Source organism: Streptomyces sp. NPDC088730 (assembly GCF_044751215.1).
GTDB lineage: Bacteria > Actinomycetota > Actinomycetes > Streptomycetales > Streptomycetaceae > Streptomyces.
In genome coordinates, this window is sequence record NZ_JBIVLK010000005.1 from 273,713 (window position 1) to 299,033 (window position 25,321).

General features: G+C 71.0%; 21 protein-coding genes and 1 pseudogene. 14 read left to right on the forward strand and 8 right to left on the reverse strand.

Going from position 1 to position 25,321, the window contains the following annotated elements; all coding sequences use genetic code 11:
• Positions 1–17 precede the first annotated feature (17 nt).
• From ACIP89_RS18665 to ACIP89_RS18685, 5 genes and pseudogenes are all read right to left on the reverse strand, one after another.
• Positions 18–1,451, reverse strand: a pseudogene (locus ACIP89_RS18665) (cellulose binding domain-containing protein).
• Between the two features lie 39 nt (positions 1,452–1,490).
• The gene (locus ACIP89_RS18670; protein WP_402115736.1) at positions 1,491–3,080 is read right to left on the reverse strand and encodes a beta-N-acetylhexosaminidase; all 1,590 of its coding nucleotides are present in this window, start codon (positions 3,078–3,080) and stop codon (positions 1,491–1,493) included.
• A 30-nt stretch (positions 3,081–3,110) separates the two neighbouring features.
• The gene (locus tag ACIP89_RS18675; protein WP_402115738.1) at positions 3,111–3,950 is read right to left on the reverse strand and encodes a carbohydrate ABC transporter permease; all 840 of its coding nucleotides are present in this window, start codon (positions 3,948–3,950) and stop codon (positions 3,111–3,113) included.
• On the reverse strand, positions 3,947–4,918 hold the full coding sequence (locus ACIP89_RS18680; protein WP_402115740.1) for a carbohydrate ABC transporter permease: 972 nt from the start codon (positions 4,916–4,918) through the stop codon (positions 3,947–3,949). Before ACIP89_RS18680 ends, ACIP89_RS18675 begins: the two co-directional genes overlap by 4 nt.
• 36 nt (positions 4,919–4,954) lie before the next feature.
• Positions 4,955–6,223 (reverse strand): extracellular solute-binding protein, encoded by a 1,269-nt coding sequence (locus tag ACIP89_RS18685; protein WP_401930102.1) that lies wholly within the window; start codon positions 6,221–6,223, stop codon positions 4,955–4,957.
• A 259-nt stretch (positions 6,224–6,482) separates the two neighbouring features.
• On the opposite strand from ACIP89_RS18685, the gene ACIP89_RS18690 reads away from it, so the two are divergent.
• The 10 genes from ACIP89_RS18690 (at position 6,483) to ACIP89_RS18735 (ending at position 15,941) form a co-directional block, all read left to right on the forward strand.
• The gene (locus ACIP89_RS18690) at positions 6,483–7,322 is read left to right on the forward strand and encodes a GntR family transcriptional regulator (protein ID WP_401933363.1); all 840 of its coding nucleotides are present in this window, start codon (positions 6,483–6,485) and stop codon (positions 7,320–7,322) included.
• 123 nt (positions 7,323–7,445) lie between these two features.
• The gene (locus ACIP89_RS18695) at positions 7,446–8,615 is read left to right on the forward strand and encodes a lactonase family protein (protein ID WP_402115741.1); all 1,170 of its coding nucleotides are present in this window, start codon (positions 7,446–7,448) and stop codon (positions 8,613–8,615) included.
• An 85-nt stretch (positions 8,616–8,700) separates the two neighbouring features.
• Positions 8,701–8,952, forward strand: coding sequence for a hypothetical protein (locus ACIP89_RS18700; protein ID WP_402115743.1), 252 nt, complete (start codon positions 8,701–8,703; stop codon positions 8,950–8,952).
• Complete coding sequence (locus ACIP89_RS18705; RefSeq protein ID WP_401930095.1) at positions 8,949–9,326, forward strand: helix-turn-helix domain-containing protein; 378 nt, start codon at positions 8,949–8,951, stop codon at positions 9,324–9,326. The genes ACIP89_RS18700 and ACIP89_RS18705 overlap by 4 nt, the downstream gene beginning before the upstream one ends.
• 177 nt (positions 9,327–9,503) lie before the next feature.
• Positions 9,504–10,013 carry a 2-oxo-4-hydroxy-4-carboxy-5-ureidoimidazoline decarboxylase gene (gene uraD / locus ACIP89_RS18710; protein ID WP_401930093.1) on the forward strand — a complete coding sequence of 170 codons (510 nt, stop codon included), beginning with the start codon at positions 9,504–9,506 and terminating at the stop codon, positions 10,011–10,013.
• A 28-nt stretch (positions 10,014–10,041) separates the two neighbouring features.
• A complete protein-coding gene (gene uraH, locus ACIP89_RS18715) occupies positions 10,042–10,434 on the forward strand; it encodes a hydroxyisourate hydrolase (RefSeq protein WP_401933371.1) in 393 nt (130 codons plus the stop codon).
• A gap of 7 nt (positions 10,435–10,441) precedes the next feature.
• Complete coding sequence (pucL, locus tag ACIP89_RS18720; RefSeq protein WP_371775376.1) at positions 10,442–11,365, forward strand: factor-independent urate hydroxylase; 924 nt, start codon at positions 10,442–10,444, stop codon at positions 11,363–11,365.
• 67 nt (positions 11,366–11,432) lie between these two features.
• Positions 11,433–12,830, forward strand: coding sequence for a nucleobase:cation symporter-2 family protein (locus ACIP89_RS18725; RefSeq protein ID WP_401930089.1), 1,398 nt, complete (start codon positions 11,433–11,435; stop codon positions 12,828–12,830).
• Positions 12,831–12,872: 42 nt separating this feature from the next.
• Positions 12,873–14,270 (forward strand): 8-oxoguanine deaminase, encoded by a 1,398-nt coding sequence (locus ACIP89_RS18730; protein WP_401930087.1) that lies wholly within the window; start codon positions 12,873–12,875, stop codon positions 14,268–14,270.
• A 279-nt stretch (positions 14,271–14,549) separates the two neighbouring features.
• Positions 14,550–15,941 carry a nucleobase:cation symporter-2 family protein gene (locus ACIP89_RS18735; protein WP_401930223.1) on the forward strand — a complete coding sequence of 464 codons (1,392 nt, stop codon included), beginning with the start codon at positions 14,550–14,552 and terminating at the stop codon, positions 15,939–15,941.
• Between the two features lie 79 nt (positions 15,942–16,020).
• Here ACIP89_RS18735 and ACIP89_RS18740 read toward each other — a convergent pair whose 3' ends face one another.
• From ACIP89_RS18740 to ACIP89_RS18750, 3 genes are all read right to left on the reverse strand, one after another.
• A complete protein-coding gene (locus tag ACIP89_RS18740; protein WP_401933376.1) occupies positions 16,021–16,881 on the reverse strand; it encodes a chitosanase in 861 nt (286 codons plus the stop codon).
• Between the two features lie 160 nt (positions 16,882–17,041).
• Positions 17,042–17,902, reverse strand: coding sequence for a chitosanase (locus tag ACIP89_RS18745; RefSeq protein WP_402115745.1), 861 nt, complete (start codon positions 17,900–17,902; stop codon positions 17,042–17,044).
• A 103-nt stretch (positions 17,903–18,005) separates the two neighbouring features.
• A complete protein-coding gene (locus ACIP89_RS18750; RefSeq protein WP_402115747.1) occupies positions 18,006–18,611 on the reverse strand; it encodes a TIGR03086 family metal-binding protein in 606 nt (201 codons plus the stop codon).
• 172 nt (positions 18,612–18,783) lie between these two features.
• Between ACIP89_RS18750 and ACIP89_RS18755 the strand changes: the two genes are divergently transcribed.
• From ACIP89_RS18755 to ACIP89_RS18770, 4 genes are all read left to right on the forward strand, one after another.
• Positions 18,784–19,761, forward strand: a complete 978-nt coding sequence (locus ACIP89_RS18755) for a fibronectin type III domain-containing protein (RefSeq protein WP_402115748.1) — start codon at positions 18,784–18,786, stop codon at positions 19,759–19,761.
• Positions 19,762–19,850: 89 nt separating this feature from the next.
• Positions 19,851–21,203: a M20/M25/M40 family metallo-hydrolase gene (locus ACIP89_RS18760; protein ID WP_402115750.1), complete on the forward strand. Its 1,353-nt coding sequence runs from the start codon at positions 19,851–19,853 to the stop codon at positions 21,201–21,203.
• A complete protein-coding gene (locus ACIP89_RS18765; protein WP_402115752.1) occupies positions 21,200–22,729 on the forward strand; it encodes a YfcC family protein in 1,530 nt (509 codons plus the stop codon). The genes ACIP89_RS18760 and ACIP89_RS18765 overlap by 4 nt, the downstream gene beginning before the upstream one ends.
• Before the next feature lie 235 nt (positions 22,730–22,964).
• Positions 22,965–25,253 (forward strand): glycosyl hydrolase family 18 protein, encoded by a 2,289-nt coding sequence (locus ACIP89_RS18770; protein ID WP_402115753.1) that lies wholly within the window; start codon positions 22,965–22,967, stop codon positions 25,251–25,253.
• The last annotated feature ends 68 nt before the right edge of the window (positions 25,254–25,321 follow it).

Below are 25,321 nucleotides of genomic sequence, written 5' to 3' on the forward strand. Positions count from 1 at the left end.
CTGCCCGCGCTACCGGCTCAGCCGGCCGGAACGGTGTCCTGGAACGTGGTCCCCGCCGCGCGGTAGGCGCTCACCCGGGCGTTCACCTGTGCCGGGGTGAGGACCTGGTCCTTCACGTGCAGGACGTAGTCCACCTGCTGGTCGTACGAGCGGGGCGTCGTGCTCGTCTGTCCGGCCAGGTCGATCAGCCACTGGTTGAAGTTGATCGACATCCCGCGCTCCGGCAGGTAGGCCGCCCCGTGCGTGCCGAACAGCTGCCCGTCGATGTAGTAGGTGATCGCGCTGTCGTCGATGGTCACGACCAGGTCGTGCCAGCCCGCGTAGCTCTGCCGGGACTCGGTGTGCGCGTTGACCGCCTCCCAGGGGTCGGGCCGGTAGGTCTCCCACGAGGTCGTGTAGAGGATGTTGCCGCTCTCGCCCCAGCCGCCGTTGGGCAGCTACTCGAAGTCGTACTCCGCGTAGTCGTCCGCCATCGGAGCCTTCAGGTCGTTGATGGTGAAGAACGTCTGGACGAGGTGGTCGCCGTCGGGGCCCGAGACCGGCGCGTCGTTGAACTTCACCCGCGCCGCGTAGGTGCCGTCGCGGAACTTCATCGACCGGGTCAGGATCTCGGTCTGCCTCGTCGACTCACCGCTGCCCGCCGTCGACGTCTCCAGGTTCATGACGGAGTTGCCGCCCTGGTTGGCGAACGTGACGTTCTCCGGCGCCCAGGTGGCCCCCGGCACACCGGGGCCGCCGGAGTTCGAGCGGACGCTCCAGCCGTGGGCGGCGATCCGCGCGTCGGTGTGGCCGCTGTAGTTGAAGTCGTCGAAGAGCGTCGGCCCGTCCTCCGGCGGGTCGGTCGGGTCGGTGGGGTCGGTGGGATCGGTCGGACCGTTGCCCTCCGGGGCGTCGCCCCAGACCTGGGCCCCGCCGAGCCGCGCCGTCACCTTCGTCCAGTCGCCGTACGCGGCCGAGCCCGCGCCGAAGGAGTAGTCGTCGCTCTGCACCAGCGGCTGCCAGTTCGACCGGTAGAAGCGCAGTTGCAGATCGCCCGTGTCGGCACCCGGTGCCAGCGAGCCCGCGCCCGCGGTGAAACCGATCTCCAGGTAGCGGTCGGCGGTGGCGGTCGGGGAGGCGAGTGTGCCGAACGTCCCGGTGATGTTCGCGCAGCCCCGCACCGCCCAGGAGCAGGCGAACCGGTAGGCGTCGGCGGCCGCCTCGCCCTTGAAGTAGTAGCGGATCTTGACGTCGCTGAGCTGTACGGCCCCGCTGCCGGTGTTGCGCACCTTCAGCCAGGGCTCGCTCTGGTCGGCCGTCGCCCCCGCGGCGCCGGTGCGGTACTGCACGGCGAGCGAGCCGTCGGCGGCGCTCGCCGTCGACGGGACGGCGGCGAGCGCCGTACAGCCCAGGGCCACGGTGGCGGCGGCTGCGGCCACCGCACGGATCCGGGTCTTCGCGAGTGACTTCATGAGCTGTTCCTTTCCGGAACGGTCGTGGGGGAGTGGTTCCTACGGGGTCGGCACTGTTCCTGGGGAGGGGGCCGGGAAGGGGCCCCCGAGGGGGCGGTAGCGGACGCCGAGCGCGTCGAGCCGTGCCGTGTGCCCGCCGAGGCGTGACAGGAACCCGGGCCAGTCGTCGCCACCGCCGGACCAGGCCCGGTCCGCGAGGGCGCACAGCCGCGGATAGGTCTGGTACTCGATCCGGTCCGGCGTGCTCGCGTACTCGGTCCACAACTGGGCCTGGGTGCCCAGGAGTCTGCTGGTCTCGGCCGCGTCCCAGTCGTCCGTCAGCGGCCGGTGGCCGTGCACCGCCCTGAGGTCGACCGGCGGGCCCGGCTGTGTCGCCGGTTCGCCGGGGTCGGGGGACTGGGCGTAGTCGAGGTAGGTGGCCCGGTGGTGTGCGGCGATCACCTGGTGGCCCCGGCGGGCGGCGGCGCGTGCGTGGGCCGGGGAGCGCCAGGTCATCACCGTGAACTCCAACGGGAGTTCGGCGCCGGTCTCCGCCCAGCCGACGGGCCGCCTGCCCTGCTCGGCCAGGAACGCCCCGATCCGGCCCACGAACCAGCCGTGCAGGGCGCGGGCGTCGGGCAGCCCCTCGGCGGCGGCCCGCTCCCGGGCGGCCGGGCTGTTTTCCCATTCCGTGGTCGGGCACTCCTCGCCGCCGACGTGGATGTACGGGGACGGGAAGACGTCCATGACCTCCTGCAGTACCGTCCGGCAGAAGTCGAAGACCTCCTCGTGGACGCCGAACACGGTGTCGCAGACGCCCCAGCGCGTCCACACGCCCAGCCGCCGCGAGGGATCGTTGCCCAGCTCGGGGTAGGCGGCGAGGGCCGCGCGCACATGGCCGGGCATCTCGATCTCCGGAACCACGCGCACCCCGAGGCCCGCCGCGTAGCGCACCAGCTCCCGCAGCTCCCGCCGGGTGTACGCCCCCGAGTGCGGAATCCCGTCGTACGCCTCGGGGGAGTCGCCCGGCGGTCCGGACGCCGACTGCGTGCGGTGGCCGCCGATGCCGGTCAGCCGGGGGTAGGCGGCGACGGGCATCCGCCAGCCCTGGTCGTCGGTGAGGTGGAGGTGGAGGGTGTTGAGCTTGTGCAGCGCCATCAGGTCCACGTACCGGCGCAGGTACGAGACGGGCTGGAAGTGCCGGGCGACGTCGAGCATCGTGCCGCGCCACGGGTGCGCGGGCACATCGCTGATCTCGACGCAGGGCAGCGGCCACCGCTCCTCCCGCTGCGCCACGTCCGACAGGGCCTCGGGAGGCAGCAGTTGACGGACCGTCTGGACGCCCCGCAGCAGGCCGGGAAGGTGTGCCGCCCGCAGCAGCAGGGCGTCCGGGCCGATGGTGAGCCCGTAGCCCTCCTCGCCGAGGCCGCCCAGCTGCGGGTCGAGCGCCAGCACGACCCGGCCGGTGGCGGAGGGCGCCAGCGGCAGCCCGGTGGCGGGGGCCAGCAGGGTGCGCAGCAGGCCGGCGGCGCCCTCCGCCCCGGGGAAGGCCCGGACCGTGGTCTCCCGGTCGAGGATGAACCGGCCGGGGCGGGGCGACACCTTGCTGGGCCGGGGGACGAGCGTGTGTTCGGGGCGTGGTGCGGGCACGGAATGCCTCCGGGTTCTGAACTCGGGCTGTCAGCCCTTGACGGCGCCGGCCGCGAAGCCGGAGGTGACATGGCGCTGGAGCAGCAGGAAGACCACCAGCGCGGGCAGGGCGAACAGGGTCGAGGCGGCCATCGTGGCGCCCCAGTCGGTGCCGAACGTGTTCTGGAACGACGACAGCCAGACCGGCAGCGTGCGGCTGTCCTGGTGCTTGATGATCAGGAAGTTGGCGTAGGCGAACTCGTTCCACGCGGTGATGAAGCCGAACAGCGAGGTGGCCATCAGCCCCGGCGCGAGCAGCGGCAGTGCCACCCGCCGGAACGCCCCGGTCCTGGTGCACCCGTCGACCTGCGCGGCCTCCTCCAGCTCCGGCGGGACGGTGGCGATGAAGCCGCGCAGCACCACGATCGAGAACGGCAGCGTGACCATGAAGTACACGAGCGTGAGCGTCGGCAGCCGGTCCAGCATGTCCGTGTCGCGGGAGATGATGTAGACCGGGATGATCAGCGACTCCCAGGGCGCCATCTGGGCGATGAAGACCATGAGCATGAACTGCCGCCGCCCCTTCCAGCGCATCCGGGCAACCGCGTAGGCGGAGCCGATGGCGACCAGCAGGGCCAGCAGGATCGAACTGAGCGTCACCAGAAAGCTGTTGCGCCAGAACATCCCGAAGCCGTCGGCCTGTACGGCCGTGCGGAAGTGGTCGAGCGTCCAGGTGTGCGGGAAGAGGTCCGGATCGGTGGACTGGATGTCGCGGGACGGTTTGAACGCGGTCGCGATCATCCAGTAGACGGGGAACAGGCAGACCAGGACGGTCAGTACGGCGGCGGCGTTCAGCGGGATCCGCCGGGGCCTCGGACGCGGCAGGCTCATCGGGATTCGTCCTCCTGGCGGAGCATCTGGCGGAAGTAGAGGACGAGCACCCCGGACATCAGGACCACGGTGACCATGGAGGCGGCCGAGCCCAGGTCGTACCGCTGTCCGGCGAGTGCGGTCTGTACCGCGTAGACGGGCAGGATCGTGGTGGCGTCACCGGGACCGCCGCGCGTCATCACCCAGATCTGGACGAACGCCTTGAACGTCCAGATCACTTCGAGGGAGAAGACCAGCAGGAAGATCGGCCGGAGTACCGGGAAGGTGACCGAGCGGAAGATCCGGGTGGCCGTCGCCCCGTCCAGCCAGGCCGATTCGTACAGCTCGGCCGGCACGGTGGTGAGCGCCGAGTAGAGGGTGACCGCCGCGAACGGCACCGACTGCCAGACGATCAGCAGGACCAGGATCGAGAAGGCGGCGGTGCCGTGCGCGAACCACGGGTAGCGGTCGAAGGAGGTGAAGCCCGCCCCGGTCAGCAGCCGGTTGACGATGCCGAACTCGGAGTGGAACAGCCACTGGAAGACCGTGGTGGCCGCGATCACCGGCATGGCCCAGGCCAGCACCAGGGAGCTGAGGACCACCCCCCGTCCGAACCGGCCGAGCCGTTCGGTCATCAGGGCGACCAGCGTCGCGATGACCATGATCAGGGCGACGTTGACCGCCATGAACAGGAAGGTGCGCCGGACGGCCTCCCAGAACCGGGGATCGGACAGCAGGGTGCGGTAGTTGCGCAGACCGACGAACTCCGCGTCGCCCATGATCAGCTGGCGCAGCCTGAAGTCCTGGAGCGAGATGAGCACGGCCCGCAGCAGCGGGTAGAGGAGCAGGTAGAGCATGCCGCCGACGGCGGGTGCGATCAGCACGTACGGCCAGGGGCCGCGCGGCTCCCCGGACCGCCGCCGGCGGGCGGGCGGTGCCGGCCGGAGCCGGGGTCTGGGGGATGCGGTCCGTTCCCGGATGACCGGCACGGCGCGGCTCCTCTCGGTGGTGGGACGGGCAGCGGGTCAGGAGGCGGTGTTCATGGCCCGGGTGATGTCACCGGAGGCCTTGGCGGCCTCCTTCGCCGGGTCACCGCCCGTGAGGACGGCGGCCATGTAGTCCTTGATCGGGTTCTCTGCCTCGACGGCCGCCCAGCCGGGCGTGTTCGGCGTCGCGTGGCCGTTCGCCGCGCCGGCCGCCATCGCCGCCGCACCCGGGTCGTCCGCCACCGCGGAGGCCAGGGTCGTCCGGTTCGGGACGTAGCTCATGGCGACGGCCAGCTTCTTCTGCCAGGCGTCGCCGGTGAGCTCCTTGACGAAGGTGAGCGCCGCCTCCTGATGACCGGAGGCCGTGGGGATCACCAGGTCGGAGCCGCCGGTGAAGACGGCCCCCGGGGTGTCCGCGGTCCTGCCCGGGACCGGGAAGAAGCCGAGCTTCCCCTTGAGGGCCGCGTTCTTCTCCACGACCACGTTGGCACCGCCCGGGGTGGAGATCACCTGGGCCACCTGCCCCTTGGCCATGACGTCGGCCTGGGGCGGATCGTCCTCGTCGGAGTCCCTCGGGCCCTTGCCCAGGGCCTGGAGCCGCCCGTAGAACTCCATGCCGCGCAGCGCCTCCGGCGTGTCCAGGGCGCCCTTCCACTTCCCGCCGGACTCGGTGGCGAGGTCGCCGCCCTCGTCCCAGATGAACCCGGCCAGCGCGTACCAGAGCTGACCTGGCAGGTAGATCCCCTGTGTGCCGCCCTTGTTGAGCTTCGCGGTGGCGGCGAGCCACTGCTCGCGCGTCCTGATCGCGGAGGCGTCGATGCCGGCCTTCTCGAACAGGTCGGTGCGGTAGATGACGACGCGGTTGGCCGCGTAGTACGGGATGCCGTACTGCCTGCCCTCGTACGCTCCCGGCTCGGCCAGCCCCTTGAGCCAGTCCTTGCCGTTCAGCTCGTCGGTCCTGTCGCTGAGGTCGAGCAGCCCGCCGCTCTGGGCGAACTGCGCGACCTGGGTGTTGCCGCTCTCTATGACGTCCGGCGCGTCGTTGCTGGCCAGCGCGGCGGTGATCTTCTCGCCGATGCCGTCCCACTCCTGGATCTGCACCCGGACCCTGATCGTGGGGTGTGCGGCCTCGAAGCCCTTCACGAACTTCTTCTGGAACTCGGCGGAGACGCTGTCGCGCATCAGCCACACGTCGATGTCCGTCGGCCCGTCTCCGGACTTCCCGGCGGAGCCGGACGAGGAGCTGCACGCACTCAGAACGGCGGCCATCACGAGCGCGGACCCACCGGCAAGCAAGCGGTACTTCACGGTTCACCTCTGGAGAACAGGACCTGACCACCTGACCAGTGAAGCCCACTGGACAGCTCACCTCTTGATGGTGGATGAAGGTGGCATGGACCAATGAGGTCGTCAAGTCCCTTGGTGTCAAAGGGTTCTGGCGATCTACCGGCAAATCGGTCCATCGGTATTGGCGTGACAGCGGCTACAATCCACTTGACCAGTAGGGCGATTGACTCGACTGGTTGCTCAACTGGTCAAATGAGAAATGTGTCAGGAGGGGCATCGCATGGACGCCGACGCACCGGGGACGGTGCTCAAACGGGAACGGGCCCGCGACGCCGTACTGGAGCTGATCGAGTCGCGCCGGCCGGGTGACGCCATCCCCTCGGAGCGGTCCCTCTGCGCCACCCTCGGCGTCTCCCGGCCCACCCTGCGGGCCGCGGTCGACGAGCTGGTGGCCGCCGGGCTGCTCGTGCGCGAACACGGCCGGGGGATGTTCGTCGCGCCCGCGAAGATCACCCAGGAGCTGATCTCCGCCGACCTGGCCCTGTCCGTCCCGCAGGCGGCCGGGGCCTGGTCGAGCCGGCTGCTGGAGTTCACCACCCTCCAGGCCGGTGCGCGGGTCGGCCGCAAGCTGCGCATGTCGCCGGCCGCCGAGATCGTGTACGTCGCCCGGCTGCGGCTGGTCGACGGTGCCCCGATGGCGATCGAGCACCTGCACATCAGGGCCGGGCTGGTGCCGGGGCTGTCCGCCCAGGAGCTGGAGGACGGCGATCTCTACGAGCACCTGCGCGAGCGCCACGACGTGCACGTCCACGAAGCGGTCCAGGCGATCGAGCCGACCGTGGTGACCCGCGCGGAGGCCCGGCTGCTCGACGTGCCCGAGCTCTCCCCCGCCCTGCTCTTCGAGCGGCTGACCTCGGACACCACTGGCTGCCCCGTGGAGTACGTGCACTCGCTCTACCGGGGCGACCGCTACCGGATCGTCTCCCGGCTGGCCCTCGGCCCCGCCGCGGCCGTGCGGCCCGTGGAGGGCGGACACCATCCGGGGATCCCGCCGGGCGACTTCGCCCAGGGAGACCCGATCACCTCGTCCACCCGCGGTGACATCCAGTCCGGCGGCTGATGCCGTGCGGCACGTATGCGCGTTGCGTCCTGCGCAACGGCCGGTGCGAGTCTTGCGCCGGTCACCGGGGCAGGCCACTGTGGCTGACACATCCGACGCAGCCGACCCCACGAGGTGCCTCGCATGACCACCCCCACAAGCCGCCGCACCCTTCTCGGAGCACTCCTGGCGGGCGGCGCGCTCGCCGCCGCCCCCTCGCTGCCCCGCTCCGGACATCCGGGGCGGGCGCCGCGCGCCACCGGGGAGGGGGCGCGCAGGACCGCGACGCTCTTCCTCGGCACCTACACCTCGACGACGCCGGGAGGCACCGGAATCGGCGTGGCCTCGTACGACCCGGCCGCCGGCACCATCACCGACCGCACCGTCGTCACCGGCGTCGAGAACCCCTCGTACCTCGCGCTGCACCCCACCGGCTCCACGCTCTACGCCGTCGACGAGCAGCAGCGGGGCGGCGTCACCGCGGTGGCGCTCGCCGCCGACGGGACCTTCCGGGTGCTGGGAACGCGCGACACCGGCGGTGCCGGGCCCGCCCATCTCTCCGTCCACCCCGGCGGGAAGTGGCTGTTCAGCGCCAACTACACCTCCGGCAGCGTCGCCGTGCACCCCCTGGCCGCCGACGGCACACCGGGGGAGCGCACCGACCTGGTCGCCCACACCGCACCCGCGCCGGGGCCGGGCCAGGACGGGCCGCACGCCCACCAGATCATCACCGCGCCGGACGGGGCCCACATCCTCGCCGTCGACCTGGGCAACGACACGGTCTACACCTACCGGCTCGACGAGGACCGCGGCTCCCTGGAGCAGCTCTCGTACGCCGCGCTGCGCCCCGGCGCCGGACCGCGCGCCCTCACCTTCCACCCCGGCGGCCGGTACGCCTACCTGGCCTGCGAGGTCGACAACACGGTCGTGGTCTGCGGCTACGACCCCGCCACCGGCGTGCTGACCCCGGGCACCCCGCAGCCCACCGGGACGGGCGGCGGCACCAGCTACCCGGCCCAGCTGCTGGTCACCGGGGACGGCCGCTTCGCCTACCTGGCCAACCGGGGGCACAACAGCCTCACCAGGTACGCCGTCGAGGACGACGGGGCCACGCTGCGGCTGCTGGACACCGTGCCGGTGAACGGCGACTTCCCCCGGCACATCGCCTTCTCGCCGGACGGGTCGCTGCTCCTGGCCGCCAACCAGAAGTCCGGCACGGTGACGGTCTTCCGGGTCGACGCGGAGAGCGGCGCGCTGGAGTCCGTGGGGGCGCCCTTCGCCGCGCCGGCGGCGGTGTGCGTGCTGCCGCTCTGAGGCGGGTGCGGCGGCGCCCGTCCGTTAGGGTCGTGCCCGAGCTGCGGGGGTTCCCCGCCGCGGCGACCCGCACCATGGAGGCACCGTGCGCTTGAGAGTGGAGTTCACCACCGAGCCCTTCGATCTCGACGAGGCGCCGGCGCACGCCGTCGTCGCCCGCGAGGTCGTCCAGACCGCCGATCTGGACGCCGTGGACGTCGGCCCGTTCGGCAACACGGCCGAGGGCGGCGCCGACCAGGTGCTCACCGCGGTGGACTCCCTCCTGCGCAAGGCCCTGGCATCGGGTGCCACCCGGGTCTCCCTCCAGGTCAACGTGATCGGGGAGGACTCCCAGTGACGGAGCCCGCGGACCACCCCCTCGTCGCCGCGGTCAAACCGCTCGTCGACGCCATGGGCGCCGAGCTGCTCGGTCCGGAGGAGGCGCTCCCCGACGACGTCGTGCTGGCCTGGGAAGGCCTGGACGTCATCGCGGTCCGGCTGCCGCAGCTCTCGGACTCGCTGGATCACATTCTGGCCGCCATGGAGCGCCGGCACGGCATGCCGCTCGCCGAGCTGGACCGCAGGACCAAGCAGGCGGTCGTCCGGACCCTGGAGGCACGCGGTGCCTTCTCCGTGCGGCACGGCGTGGAGACGGTCGCGGGGGCCCTGGGGGTCAGCCGGTTCACCGTCTACAACTACCTGAACAGGGATATCGGCCCGAAGAGCGAGTAGTTGGGTCCGCGGCCGGTTCCGGTCCGCGCAGCGTCACGGAAGGCCGTCGTCCGGATCATCGGGCGACGGCCTTTTACATGAACGTAATTTCAACAAAGTGTTGACGTGGTGTTGTGGAGGGCGTTAGCTATCCGCAGCCCGACCGACGCACAGCGAAAAACAGCCACGGAGGCTCCCGTGACTTCGAGCTCCATACCGGGCCTGGCCCGGTTCAACACCCTGGCGGACCGCGAGGCGGCCGCAGCACTGCACGAGGTCTGTGCCAGTGCTGCCTGGGGGAGAGCGATCCTCTCCGGGCGCCCCTACGCCACAGCCGAAGCCCTGTTCCGCGCGAGCGACACCGCCACGGCGGCCCTCGACGCGCAGGACCTGGCCGAAGCCATGGCGGGCCACCCGCCGATCGGCCGTCCGAAGCCCGGGGACCCGACCTCCTCCCGCGAACAGCGGGGGATGGCCGGCGCCACCGAGGAGCTCAAGACCGAAATGCTCGAACTCAACCTGGCCTACCAGGAGCGGTTCGGACACGTCTTCCTGATCTGCGCCACCGGGGCCACCGGTGAGCAGATGCGCGACGCGCTGAGGACCCGGTCCGGGAACTCGCCCGAGGAGGAGCGCGGACACGTGCGCACCGAGCTGGGCAAGATCAACCGCATCAGGCTGACCCGTCTCGTCACGGAAGACGCGTAAGACTCGCAATCGAAGGAGAGTGAAGGTCTTGAGCACCTTCGCCACCGCATCGGTGTCCACGCACATCCTGGACACCAGCATCGGCCGCCCCGCCGCGGACGTCACCATCTCGCTCGCGGCCCGCACGGGCGGCGACGCGCAGTGGGTGACCCTCGGCGGCTCCGCGACCGATGCGGACGGGCGCTGCAAGGACCTGCCGGCCCTGCCGGAGGGCACCACCCACGTACGGCTCGACTTCGAGACAGAGCCGTACTTCGCCAGCAAGAAGCAAGCCGAGGCGCAGCAGGACGCCCCCCGCGTAAGGGACAGCGGTGCGTTCTTCCCCGAGGTGGCGATCACGTTCGCCGTCACCCCGGGCGAGCACTACCACGTACCGCTGCTGCTCAACCCGTTCGGCTACTCCGTATACCGAGGGAGCTAGCAGACACATGCCCACGATTCTCGGCCAGAACCAGTACGGCAAAGCAGAGAACCGCGTCGTCAAGATCACGCGGGACGGCGACACCCACCACATCAAGGACCTCAACGTCTCGGTCGCCCTCTCCGGCGACATGGACGACGTCCACTACTCCGGCTCCAACGCGAACGTCCTGCCGACCGACACCACCAAGAACACGGTGTTCGCGTTCGCCAAGGAGTACGGCATCGAGTCGGCGGAACAGTTCGGCATCCACCTCGCCCGCCACTTCGTGACGACGCAGGAGCCGATCAAGGTCGCCCGCATCCGCATCCAGGAGTACTCCTGGGAGCGCATCGCGACCTCGGACAACAGCTCCAGGTTCATCGGATCGGACGAGGTCAACCACTCCTTCGCCCGCAAGGGCCAGGAACTGCGCACCACGCAGGTCACCTACGACGGCGAGAAGTGGGAGATCATCTCCGGCCTGAAGGACCTCACGGTCATGAACTCCACCAACTCGGAGTTCTGGGGCTACGTCAAGGACAAGTACACGACGCTCAAGGAGGCGTACGACCGCATCCTGTGCACCGACGTCGCCGCCGCCTGGCGCTACAACTGGACCAGCGACGACGACCGGATGCCCAACTGGGAGAAGTCGTACGAGCAGGCCAAGAAGCACATGCTGCAAGCCTTCGCCGAGACGTACTCGCTCTCGCTCCAGCAGACCCTCTACCAGATGGGTTCGCGGGTCATCAACAGCCGCAGCGAGATCGACGAGATCCGGTTCTCGCTGCCGAACAACCATCACTTCCTGGTGGACCTGGAGCCGTTCGGCCTCAAGAACGACAATGAGGTCTACTTCGCGGCCGACCGTCCGTACGGGCTCATCGAAGCCACCGTGCTGCGGGACGGCGTCGAGCCGCAGATCCCGGTCGACATGACCAACCTCTGACGCGGCGCCGCGCCGCTCCCCGTCCGTCCACAGCGGACGGGGAGCGGCCGGGCCGGAGGGAAACCCCATGGCACAGCCTGCACTTGGGCCTGAATCAGCGATAGATCCATGTACCACCCAGCCGGACGGCCCGATCCATCCGGTGGACGAAAAGCTCGCCCCGTCGCGGCTCCTGCCCGCCGCGCTCCAGCACATCGCCGCCATGTACGCGGGCGTCGTCACCCCTCCGCTCATCATCGGACAGGCCGTCGGCCTCGACACGGCGGGCCTGACCCGGCTGATCGCGGCCAGCCTCCTCATCGCCGGCTGCGCCACCATCCTGCAGACCCTCGGCCTCGGCGGCTTCGCCGGCAACCGGCTGCCGTTCGTCAACGCGGCCTCCTCCGCCGGGATCGCGCCGATGCTCGCCATCGCAGAGACCAGCGCGCCGGGCCGTCAACTCCCGGCGATCTACGGGGCGGTGCTCGTCGCAGGCGTGTTCTGCCTGCTCGTCGGCCCGTTCTTCGGAAGGCTGCTCCGGTTCTTCCCGCCGCTCGTCACCGGCGTCGTCATCACGCTCATCGGCGTCACGCTGATGCCGGTCCCGGTCTCCTGGGCGCAGGGCGGCGACCGGACCGCCGCCGACTTCGGCGCGATGAAGTACCTCGCGCTGGCCGCCTTCACGCTGGCCGTCATCCTGGTCATCCAGCGGTTCGGCCGCGGCTTTCTCAAGCAAGTCGCCTTGCTGATGGGGCTGTTGATCGGTACCTTGGCCGCCATCCCGTTCGGCCTCGCGGACTTCTCCGCCCTGCGCTCCGCTCCGCTCGCCGCGCTGCCCACCCCCTTCGCCTTCGGCGCACCGGAGTTCCAGCCCGCCGCGATCCTCTCCCTCTGCATCGTGATGCTCGTCCTGATGACGGAGTCGTCCGCCGGAATGCTGGCTCTCGGTGAGATCTGCGACCGGCCCACCGACGGCCGGACCATCACCAGAGGACTGCGCACCGACGGCATCGCCACCCTCGTCGGACCGGTCTTCGGCGGCTTCCCGACGAGCGCCTTCGCCCAGAACGTCGGCGTGGTCTCCCTCACGAAGGTACGGAGCCGGTACGTCGTCGCGACCGCCGGCGGCGCCCTGCTGGTCCTCGGCGTCTTCCCGGTGCTCGGCGCGGTCGTCTCGCTCGTCCCGATGCCCGTGCTCGGCGGCGCCGGCATCGTCCTGTTCGGCTCGATCGCGGTGAGCGGCATCCGTACGCTCTCCGAGGCCGGGCTCGACGACAGCTCCAACATCATCCTGGTCGCCGTGGCGCTCGGCGCGGGCATCATCCCGCTCGCCGCGCCCGGCTTCTACGCGGGATTCCCGTCCTGGGCGCAGACCGTACTGGGCTCCGGCATCAGCGCCGGAGCGCTCGTCGCGGTCCTGCTCAACCTCTTCTTCCACCATCTCGGCACCCACAGCCGCTCGGCCGTGGCACTCAAATCCTCCTAGGGTCCTGCCGTGCCCACATCGCTGATGAGAGAAGGAAGCACCATGGCAGCACAGGCAGCGACCGAGCGCGTGGAACGCATCGTCATCGAGAACTGTTCGATCGCCACCGTCGACGCCGACGACACCGAGTACGCCTCGGGCCATGTCGTCGTCGCCGGCAACCGGATCGAGTCGGTCGGCGCCGGCCGGGCGCCGGAGGGCCTGGACAACGTCGTACGCCGGATCGACGGCACCGGCCATCTCGTGACGCCCGGTCTGATCAACACGCACCACCACTTCTACCAGTGGATCACCCGCGGCCTGGCGACCGACCACAACCTCTTCGAGTGGCTGGTCGCCCTCTACCCGACCTGGGCGCGCATCGACGAGCCGATGGCCCGCGCCGCCGCGCAGGGCTCGCTCGCCATGCTGGCCCGCGGCGGTGTCACCACCGCGATGGACCACCACTACGTGTTCCCCCGGGACTCCGGCGACCTGTCCGGCGCGATCATCGGCGCCGCCCGCGAGACGGGCCTGCGGTTCACCCTCGCCCGCGGCTCGATGGACCGCAGCGAGAAGGACGGCGGGCTGCCGCCGGACTTCGCCGTGGAGACCCTCGACGGCGCGCTCGCCGCCACCGAGGCCACCATCGACGCGCACCACGACGCCTCCTTCGACGCGATGACCCAGATCGCCGTCGCGCCCTGCTCCCCGTTCTCCGTGTCCACCGAACTGATGCGGCAGGGAGCTGAGTTGGCCCGCCGCCGCGGAGTGCGGCTGCACACCCACGGCTCGGAGACGGTGGAGGAGGAGAAGTTCTGCCACGAGCTGTTCGGCATGGGCCCGACCGACTACTTCGAGTCGACCGGCTGGCTCGGCGACGACGTGTGGATGGCGCACTGCGTCCACATGAACGACTCCGACATCGCCGCCTTCGCCCGCACCGGCACCGGCGTCGCGCACTGCCCGTCCTCCAACGCCCGGCTCGCCGCGGGCATCGCCCGGGTCCCGGACATGCTCGCCGCCGGCGTCCCGGTCGGCCTCGGCGTCGACGGCACCGCGTCCAACGAGTCCGGCGAGCTCCACACCGAGCTGCGCAACGCCCTCCTCATCAACCGCCTCGGCCCGCACCGCGAACGGGCCCTGAACGCCCGTCAGGCGCTGCGCCTGGGCACGTACGGCGGAGCCCAGGTCCTCGGCCGTGCCGACCAGATCGGCTCCCTGGAGCCCGGCAAGCTCGCGGACCTGGTCCTGTGGAAGCTGGACACCATCGCCCACGCGTCCATCGCCGACCCGGTGACCGCCCTGGTGTTCGGCGCCGCGGCCCCCGTCACGCTCTCGCTCGTCGACGGCAAGCCGGTCGTCGAGGGCAACCACCTGACCACCGTGGACGAGGACACCATCGCCCGCGCCACCCGCGACGAGGCCCGCCGCCTCGCCCAGATCGCCGCCGGAGCCTGACGCCCGGCGCCCCCCGACAGGCCGGCCGAGGGGGACGGCCCTCGACCGGCCGCCGTGGACCCGAGCGGGGCCCACGGCAACCGGTACGGGGGGCGCGTACCCATACGTACGCGCCCCCCGTACCGCTGAACCCCAGCTGCCCGCACCAGCTGCCGACCTGCACCAACGCTCCACCTCCCTGATACCCACGTCGCCGCAGACGTGTACCCGACCGGAGGAACCGCCGTGGCAGCTACGCCCAGGTTTCGCAATGACGCAGACGCAGCATCCGACCCCGACATATCGGAGCCGGCCCAGTCCGACCGCACTCATCCGGTCGACGAGACCCTTCCCCCACTGAAGATGTTCACCAGCGGCCTCCAGCACGTGGCCGCGATGTACGCGGGTGTGGTGGCCCCGCCCATGGTGGTGGGCCCCGCCGTGGGGCTCAGCCCGAAGGAGACCGCCTTCCTGGTGGCGGCGAGCCTGTTCACCGCGGGCATCGCCACCCTGCTCCAGACCCTCGGCTTCTGGCGCATCGGCGCCCGGCTGCCGTTCGTCAACGGCGTCTCGTTCGCCGGGGTCACACCCATGGTGGCGATCGGCAAGGACCGGGGGCACGAAGGGATCACCGTCATCTTCGGCGCGATCATCGTCGCCAGCCTCCTCGGTTTCGTCCTCGCGCCCTACTTCTGCAAGCTGGTCCGCTTCTTCCCGCCCGTCGTCACCGGCACGGTCATCACCCTGATCGGAGTCTCGCTGCTCCCGGTCGCCTTCAACTGGTCCCAGGGCGGCAACGCCACGGCCGACGACTACGGCTCCACCACCAACATCATCATGGCGGCGGTCACCCTGGTGATCGTCCTCGCGCTGAGGAAGCTGCTGCGCGGCTTCCTCCAGCAGATCGCGATCCTGCTCGGACTCATCATCGGCACGCTCATCGCGATCCCGGTCGGCATCACCGACTTCGGCGCCATCAAGGAGGCCGACGCCATCGGCTTCCCCACCCCGTTCCACTTCGGGGCGCCGCAGTTCGAGATCGCCGCGATCGTCTCGATGTGCATCGTCATGCTGGTCTGCATGACCGAGTCGACCGCGGACATGCTGGCCCTCGGCAAGATCGTCGACCGTCCGGCCGACGAGCGGACCATCGAGGGCGGCCTGCGCGCCGACACCCTGGGCAGTGCCGTCAGCCCGCTGTTCAACGGCTTCATGTGCAGCGCCTTCGCCCAGAACATCGGGCTGGTGGCGATGACCAAGGTCCGCAGCCGCTTCGTGGTGGCCGTGGGCGGTGGCATCCTCATCGTGCTCGGCCTGGTCCCGGTGGCCGCGTCCGTCATCGCGCTCGTCCCGCTGCCGGTGCTCGGCGGCGCGGGCATCGTGCTCTTCGGCTCGGTCGCCGCGAGCGGCATCCAGACCCTGGCGACCGCCGCTCTGGAGAAGGGTGAGAACGCGCTGATCGTGGCCGCGGCCGTCGGCATAGGGCTGATCCCGATCGCCGCGCCGGACTTCTACCACGCGTTCCCCAAGGACCTGCTCGTCGTGCTGGACTCCGGGATATCCACCGGATGCGTCGTGGCGATCGTCCTCAACCTGGCCTTCAACCACCTGGGCCGCAAGCCGGACGAGGAGGAGGATGCCGAGACGGTGAGTGAGGAGCTGGCCAACGCTGCTCCGTTGCACGTGCCCTGACGTATCGTCACAGCGCTGCGGCGCGTACGGCCCCGCCCGCCAGGGGGAGCCGTACGCGCCGCAGCCGTGCCCGGAACCGTCAGCCGATGTGGAAGCTGTCGCCGTACACCTTCCAGTCGAGCGGCGGGTTCAGGTTCAGATTGCCCTTCTTCAGGAAGACCCGCTGGGCGGTGTCCACCCGGCTGGTGTCCGAGTGGGCCTCCTCCTGCTGCATGGCCCAGACCCGCGCGTCCAGGAAGGCGTTGAGGTAGCTGACCTCGTTGCCGCCCTGGGCCGGCGGCTTCGCCTTCGCGAGGGCGCGCTTGCGGATGCTGCTGAAGCTCGTGCTGTCGCCGCCGTCGCCGTGCATGACGATGGCGTCGTAGTACGCGAACTGGCCGAGCGTGCCCAGTCCGTCGCTCTTGCCCCGGCTGACCGCCGGGTTGAAGTACACCCGGTCGCGCTCGTCGTTCTGCGCCTGCTGGAACGCCGAGTCGGCCGCGGCCTTCTTCCAGGCGGCCTGGAAGCCCGGGTCCAGCCCTTCGTGGGAGTCGCTGCCGTCCACCTCGCGCAGGGCCGGCAGGTACTGGGCGAGCGGGTTGCCCGGCTTGCGCTTCGTGTACAGCTCCACCAGGTCCAGCATGTCGCCGGTGCCGGAGCAGAAGCCGATGATGCCCGCGGTGTAGCCGCGGCCGTCGTCGATGTCCTCGATGTACTTGTACTGGGACTTCCAGTCCAGCGAGGAGTTCTCCGCGCTGGAGACCAGCTGCATGGCGATGTCCTTCTTCGCCGGATCGTCCAGTCCGGTCGCGGCGGCCTCCTGGTGGTGAGCGGCCGGCGGGGCGGGGGTGCCGGCGAATGCGGTGACGGGAACAGCCGTGAGCGTCAGCCCGAGCGCGACGAGCGCGACGCGCAGCGTGCGGGTGTTGCGACGTGCGGTGCGCTTGTGGGGAGCGTTCACCAGTCCTCCAAGGGAGTTCGTCGTTCCGATTCTTCTGTTAGGAACCTTTCCTATCAGACTCCGAGGAGTGCCGTACACCCCTGTGACGCATACGAGTTGGGTGCGGTCGGAAATCGGGCCGCGGGCCGCTCCGGCCGGACGCGCCGACGGGCCCGGCCGGCTACGGGCCGTCGATCCGGTAGCTGTCGCCGTACACCTTCCAGTCGAGCGGCGGGTCGAGATTCAGGTCGCCCTTCTTCAGGAAGACCCGCTGGGCCGTCTCGACCCGGCTGGTGTCGGTGTGCGAGGGCTCCTCCTCGCGCATCGCCGCGACCCGGACGTCCAGGAACGCGCCGAGATACGCCCTCTCGTCACCGCCCCGCGCGGGGGGAGCGGCCTCGGCGAGCGCGCGGCGGCGCATGGTGCGGAAGCCGACCGTGCCCTCCGCGTCGCCCGACCCGTGCATCACGTAGGCGTCGTAGTAGATGAACTGGCCCAGCGCGCCGAGCCCGTCCGCCTTGGCCCGCGCGACCGCGGGGCCGAAGTACGACGCGTCCCGCTCCGCGTCCTGCGCCGACCGGAAGGCGGCGTCACCGGCCGCGTCCGCCCAGGCCCCGGTGAAGCGGCGGCCGAGCCCGGCGTGCGCGTCGCTGCCCTCGGCCCGCCGCAGCGCCGGCCCGAACCGCTCCAGCGGATTTCCGGGCCGGGCCCTCGCGTAGCGCTCGACGACCCGGCGCATGTCGCCGGTGCCGGAGCAGAAGCCGATGATGCCCGCGGTGTAGCCGCGGCCGTCGCCGATGTCCTCGATGTACCCGTACTGGGACGTCCAGTCCAGGGTGGAGTTCTCCGCGCTGGAGACCAGCCGCATGGCGATGTCCTTCTTCGCCGGATCCGCCGGATCCGCCGGATCGTCCAGTCCGGCCGCCGGGGACCCCTTGCCGTACGCGGCGTCCGGACCGGTCCCGGAGCAGCCGGAGAGTGCCGCCGCGGCCAGGGCGAAAGCGGCGGCCGAGGCGATCAGGGGACGTGTGCCGAGCTTCACCGCTCCAGCCTGCCAGGCCGGGGGCGCGGCACGCCCCGTTCGCGGCAGCCTTCAGCTGGTCAGGTGGGCGCGCGGCCGCGCGCCCACCTGACCAGGGGTGGTGTCAGCCGCCCGGCCGCCAGTCGGGGCGCCGGCCGCTGCGGGCGACGGCCCGGTCCAGCAGCGGTGCGTCGTCCGGCACCGGGACCGGCGGTCCGAAGGGCGAGCCGGCCGGCGGGCTGTCGCCCGGTTCGGCCAGCAGCACCAGCGTGGACTCCAGATGCGCCTCCTCCGCCCGGAACGGCTGCCCGGTCGCCCTCGCCAGATCCCAGCCGTGCAGCACCAGCTCGTTGAGCGCGACCATGCCCGCCACCTGGCCCGGCAGATCCACACTGCCCGCCCGCGTCATGCCCTGCCAGGCTTCCGGGGAGCGCCACGCGGTGGCCATCGCGTCGAGCGCCCGCGGCAGCGTGTCGCGCCAGCCCTCCGCGAGCACCATCCCCTCCACCGAGGGCGCCGTGTCGGTCGTCGCCCCCAGCTCCTTGTGCGCGGCGTCGCGGAAGGCCACGGCAAGCCCGCCGATGTGGGCGAGCAGGGCGCTCACCGGCACACCGGGACAGGGGGTCGGCGCCGACAGCCGGGGCCCGTCCACCGCGTCGAGCAGCCCGGCGAGCTGCCTGGCCGCCGGTGCCAGGTCCTGCGGGGGAGCGGTCTTCGTCTCGTTGTCCATACAGTGCGGACTCCCCGGGCGCCCAGAACTCATCGCCCGGCGACCCGCCGGGGCGGTGGGGGCGCGGTGCACACCGGCATATTGCGGAAGGTTCCGCTCCGTCCCCTTGTCGGGGACCCCCGCACCGTGCGATACAGGTCTGGACCATTGCTGCCGGACGGAAGGCAAGACCGTGCAACGCCCCCACGCAACCGCCGCGTTGGCCTGCTCAGCCGCCCTGCTCCTCGCCACCCTCACCGCCTGCGGCTCCGACGCCGAGACCGACACCAGCAGTCCCACGGCGCCGCGCGGGGTGACGGTGCAGGCAGGCAGCGCCACCTCGGCGCACGTGATGTGGGAGGCGGCCACCGACGACAAGGCCGTCACCGCCTACGAGATCTACCGCAAGGGCAAGAAGGTCAAGACCGTCCCGGCCGCCAGGGTGATGATCGACATCGACGGGCTGACGGCCTCGACCGCCTACAGCTTCACCGTCCGCGCCCGCGACGCCGCCGGGAACCTCTCCGCGCCGAGCGCCGCCGTCTCCGTCACCACACCGGCCCCCACCCCGGCCGACCACGAGGCCCCCACCCGGCCGGTGCGGCTGCGCGGCAAGGCCGACGGCGGCCGGGCGGCGACGCTGTCCTGGGGCGGCTCCACGGACGACGTCGGCGTCACCTCGTACGACATCTACCAGGAGGGCTCGCGCATCCACACCGTGCCCGGCACGCAGACCACGGCCCGGCTGACCGGACTGCGGCCCGGCACGGTCTACACCTTCACCGTCCGCGCCCGGGACGCCGCCGACACCTCGTCGAAGGACAGCAACGCCTTCGACCTCACCACCGCGTCCGCCCCCGGCGCGCCCGCCTCCACGGCCCCCACGGACCTGAAGGTCACCAGCACCGCCCAGGGCAAGGAGTACGCCGTCGATCTGGACTGGAAGCAACCGAGGACCGGCGGCGAGATCCCGGCCTACCAGCTCTACCTGGACGGCCGGCTGACGACCACGATCGTCTGGGGAGGCGAGCCGCCCGCGGGCCGGGCGAGCTACCGGCTGACCGTCAGCGACCCGCGCGGCACCCGCTACGCGATGAAGATCCGCGCCAAGCTCCCGGACGGCACATGGGGGGACTTCTCCGCCTCGCGCACGGTGGTGCTGGGCGGCTGACCGGCCCTCAGCCGTGCGGGCGGACGCCCCATATGATCCATTTGACCCCAGAACCTCATTGACGGACTCCACGAGGAACAGGGGATGCGATGGACCTGGGCTCCCGCGTCGACACACTGATGGACGGGCTCACCGCGGACCTGGAACGGCTGACGGCCATCCCGTCCGTCGCGTTCCCCGGCTTCCCCGCCGAACCCGTGCGGCAGGCCCACGACCTGCTCGTGGACCTGCTGCGCGGCGCGGGCGTCGAACGGATCGAACGGCTCGACCTGCCCGGCACCGCACCGGTCATCGTCGCCGAGGTCCCGCCCCCGACGCCGGACGCCCCGACCGTGCTGCTCTACGGCCACTACGACGTACAGCCCCCCGGCGACGAGAGCCTGTGGCTCTCACCGCCGTTCGAACCCACCCCGGTGGCGGGCGGGCTGCGCGCCCGCGGCATCGCGGACGACAAGTCGAACCTGATCGTGCACCTCGGCGTGCTGAGGGCCTACGGGGGCAGGCCGCCCACCGGCCTCCGAATCGTCCTGGAGGGCCAGGAGGAGTACGGCAGCGCCTTCGACGACTACCCGCCCACGGACCCGGCCCGCTTCGTCTGCGATGCGATGGTCATCGCGGACATGGGTAACCTCCGCCCCGGCAGCCCCACGCTCACCACGGGCCTGCGCGGCGCCGCCGAGCTGGTGGTCGAGGTGCGGACCCTGGACGAGCCCCGCCACAGCGGCGAGTTCGGCGGCGCCGCCCCGGACGCGCTGCTCGCCCTGCTCAAGGCGCTGGCCACCCTGCACGACGTGCACGGGGACGTCGCCGTCGAGGGCCTGCGCCGTGAGGAGTGGACCGGCACGACGTACACGCAGGAGGAGTTCCGCGCGCTGGCCGGGGTCCGCGACGGGATGCCGCTGATCGGGTCCGGCAGCCTCGGCGAGCGGCTGTGGAGCGGTCCCGCCGTCACGGTCATCGGCATCGACGCCCCGTCCGTGGACCACGCCGCCTCCGCCGTCGTCCCGTACGCCCGCGCCAAGCTGAACCTGCGCTTCCACCCTGAGCAGGACCCGGAGGAGGCGCTGGGGCTGCTCGTCACCCACTTGGAGGCTCTGCGCCCGTTCGGAATCCCGCTCACCGTCACCCCCGGCGACACCGGCCCCGGGTTCGAGCCCGCGACCGGCGGACCCGCCTACCGGGCCGCGTGGACGGCCCTGCGCGAGGGCTGGGGCACGGAACCGGCGTTCGTCGCGAGCGGCGGCTCGATCCCGCTCGTCAACGGCCTGGCCAGGGCCGTCCCCGGCGCCGAGATCCTGCTCTTCGGGGCCCAGGACAGCATGTGCAATCTGCACGCCCCCAACGAGCGGGTCCTCTTCTCCGAGCTCCGCTCCGCCGTCATCGCGGAGGCCGCGTTCCTGCGGGAGTACGCCGCCGCGCACCGCGACGGGAGCACCGCGTGAGCACCCTGGACACCGGAACCCCGGCGGAGGAGAAGCCGCCGGAGGGGCGGAAGTTCGTCTTCCCCAGCGCCCTGACCGTGCTGGTCGTCGTCACGCTCGCCGTCTGGGCGCTGGCCTTCCTGATCCCGTCCGGCGCGTACGACCGCACCAAGTCCGGTGCGCCGATCCAGGGCACGTACCACCGCGTCCCCTCCGGCCAGAGCATCGTCGACCGGCTGAACGACCTCTTCCTCTCCCCGGTCAACGGCCTGTACGGAGTGCAGGACGCGAGAACCGGGCAGGTCGGCCCGGATCTGGCCGGTGAGCTGTACGGCAGCGCGGGCGTGTTCCTCTTCGTCATCGCGATCGGCGCCTTCATCACCGTCGTCTTCGCCACCGGCGCGCTCGACCTGGGGATCGGCCGCCTCGCCCACCGGCTGCGCGAGCGCGGCGCCCTGCTCATCGCGGGCGTGATGCTGGTCTTCTCGCTGCTCGGCACGGTCGAGGGCTTCGCGGAGGAGACCCTCGGCTTCTACGGGCTGATCGTCCCGCTGATGCTCGCCCTCGGCTACGACCGGATGGTCGCCACCGGCACGATCATCCTCGGCGCGGGCGTCGGCGTGCTCTGCTCCACGGTCAACCCGTTCGCCACCGGGGTCGCCTCCGCCGCCGCCGACATCTCGCTGGGCGACGGGATCGTGCTGCGCGCGGTGATGTGGGTCGTCCTGACGGCGGTGACGATCGGCTACGTGATCCGGTACGCCAACCGCGTGCGCGAGGACCCGGACCGCTCGCTGTCCGGCTTCCTGCCCGGCGACCGCGACCACGCGGCGGCCGACACGGACGAACCGCCCGAGCTCACCCCGCTCCACCGCCTCGTCCTGGTCCTGGTCGGTCTGACCTTCGCCTTCATGATCTTCTCCGTGGTCCCGTGGTCCAGCGCCCTGACGGGGGACGCGGACGCCACCCCGTACGGCTTCGAGCTGGGCTGGTCCTTCCCGCAGCTCGCCGCGCTCTTCCTGGTCGCGGCCGTCCTCGTCGGCATCGTCGCCCGGTTCGGGGAGCAGAAGATCAGCGCCACCGTCGTCCAGGGCGCCGCCGACTTCATCTCGCCCGCGCTGGTCATCGTGCTGGCCCGCGGGGTCACGGTCATCATGAACAACTCCCGGGTCACCGACACCGTCCTGCACTCCATCGAGGGCCTGGTCTCCGGCACCTCCTCCGCGGTGTTCGCGGTCGTCGTGTTCGTCGTCAACCTGCCTTTGGCCTTCCTCATCCCGTCGACCTCGGGTCACGCGACCCTGGCCATGCCGATCCTCGCCCCGCTGGCCGACTTCGCGGGCGTCTCGCGCGCCGTAGTCGTCACGGCCTGGCAGGCGGCCAGCGGCTGGATGAACCTGTGGGTGCCCACGACGGCGGTGACGATCGGCGGGGTGGCGCTGGCCAAGGTGGGCTACGACAAGTACCTGCGCTTCGTCTGGCCGCTGCTCGCCGTCCTGGCGGTCCTGATCTGCGTGTTCGTGGCGCTGGGAGCGGTAGGGACGTGAGGGGGCGCGAGGGCGTGCGGGGTGCGGGGGAGTGGCGCAAGGGAGGCGTGAGAGTGGCGTGAGGGCAGGGCCCGCGGGTGCGACGGCCGGTGAGGGACAAGAGGTCTGCACCTATTGGTCTGTACCTATTGACGTGGTGGTCCAGACCAATTAGTTTCCCCTGTGCTCCATGGAACGAAGGACACCAGCTCCCCCCTCAGGACCTCCTCACGGGTCCCTGCCACAAGGGAGAACCATGTTCGAGCGCATACCTCTCAGACGGAGAACGGCGACCGCGCTGGTCGCCGCACTCGCCCTCCTACTCGCCCTGCTGTCCCTCCAGGCCACGCCCGCGCACGCGGCGGGCAAGCTGACGGCCACCTTCACCTCGGCCGACAACGGTCCCTGGTGGAAGGGGACGTACATCCTGCACAACGACACCGACGCGGCCGTCACCGGCTGGAGCCTGGAATTCGACCTGCCCGCCGGGGTCGCGATCAGCAGCTCCTACAACGGCACCGTCACCACCCAGGGCAGCCACATCACCGCGGTCAACGCCCACTACAACGGCACGGTCGCGGCGCACAGCACCACCGAGCCGTACAGCTTCTGGTTCGTCGCCACCGGACCGATCACCGCGCCCACCGGCTGCCGGATCAACGGCGACAAGTGCGACGGCTCCGCGGACGCCCCGCCCGGCGCGCCCGCCGGACTGAAGCAGACCGATGTCACCGCCCGCACCGCGTCGCTGTCCTGGACGGCCGCCCTGGCCGGGGACTTCCCCGTGGCCTCGTACGACATCCTGGCGGGCGGCAAGGTGATGGGCTCGGCCACCGCCGCGACCTCCGCCACGGTCACCGGCCTGACGCCCGCCACCGCCTACTCCTTCACCGTCCGGGCCAAGGACACCCGGGGCAACACCTCCGCCGCGAGCGCCCCGCTGACCGTCACCACCGTCGATCCGGCCACCGACACCTCCCCGCCCACGGCCCCCGGCGCGCTGCACTCCACCGCCACCGACTCCTCGTCCGTCACGCTGGCCTGGACCGCCGCCACGGACAACCAGCGGGTCGCCGCGTACGACATCTACAGGGGCGGCGCCCTGGCCACCACGGTCTCCGGCACGACGACCACCGCCACCATCGGCGGCCTGTCGCCCTCGACCCCGTACACCTTCACGGTCAAGGCCCGCGACCCCGCGGACAACGCCTCGGCGGCGAGCAACACGCTCACGGTCAAGACCGACGACATCGTCGGCGCCGGCAACTACGCCAAGGTCGGCTACTTCGTCCAGTGGGGCATCTACGGCCGCCAGTACTTCGTGAAGAACCTCCACGACTCCGGGGCCGCCGGCAAGCTCGACATCGTCAACTACGCCTTCGCCAACATCGACCCCAACAACCTCACCTGCCTGAACGGCGTCACCAAGGGCACCACCGCCGACCCGGAGGACCCCGAGCAGGGCACCGGCGCCGGCGATGCGGACGCCGACTACACCCGCCCGTTCAGCGCCGCCCAGTCGGTCGACGGTGTCGCGGACGACGGCTGGGGCAAACTCCGCGGCAACTTCAACCAGTTGAAGAAGCTGAAGAAGCTCCACCCGAACCTCAAGATCGTGGTCTCGCTCGGCGGCTGGACGTACTCGAAGTACTTCTCCGACGTGGCGGCCAGCGACGCGGCCCGCAAGAAGTTCGTCTCCTCCTGCATCGACATGTACATCAAGGGCAACCTGCCCGAGTACGGCGGCGCGGGCGGCCCCGGCACGGCGGCCGGTATCTTCGACGGCTTCGACATCGACTGGGAGTGGCCGGGCACCGGCACCGGACACCCCGGAAACCACTACTCGCCGAACGACAGGAACAACCTCACCCTGCTGCTCGCCGAGTTCCGCAGGCAACTGGACGCGCTGGGCGGCGGCCACCGCCTGCTCACCGCCTTCACCCCCGCCGACCCGCAGAAGATCGGTGACGGCTGGGACCTGGGCAAGGTCTTCGACTCCCTCGACGTGGCCAACGTCCAGGGCTACGACTTCCACGGCTCCGGCAGCGACAACTCCTGGGAACCGAACCGCACCGGCCACCAGGCCAACCTCTACGCCGACGACCAGGACCCGTACGGCTTCCACTTCAGTGCGGACGCCGCGATCAAGGCGTACACGGACGCGGGCGTCGAACCCCGCAAGCTGACCCTGGGCATCCCGTTCTACGGCCGGGGCTGGCAGAACGTCACCGACGGCGGAGCCGCGGGCGAATGGCAGTCCGCGGGCGGAGCCGCTCCCGGCCAGTTCGCCGAGGAGGCCGGCACCCGCGGCTACTCCAACCTCATCGGCGCCTACCCGACGATGACGGTCCATCACGACGAGCAGTCCGTCTCCACGTACGGCTACACCGGCAACCAGTGGTGGTCCTTCGACGACACCTGGTCCATCGGCAAGAAGACGGCCTACGTGAAGAACAAGGGCCTGCTGGGCGTCATGGTCTGGGAGATGTCGGGCGACACCCCGCAGGGCACCCTGCTGGGCGCACTCGATTCCGGGCTGAAGTAGCGGCCGGGAGGACGCGTACCGGCTCGCGGAGCCTTGCGGGGCTCCGCGAGCCGGCCAGAATTCATCGG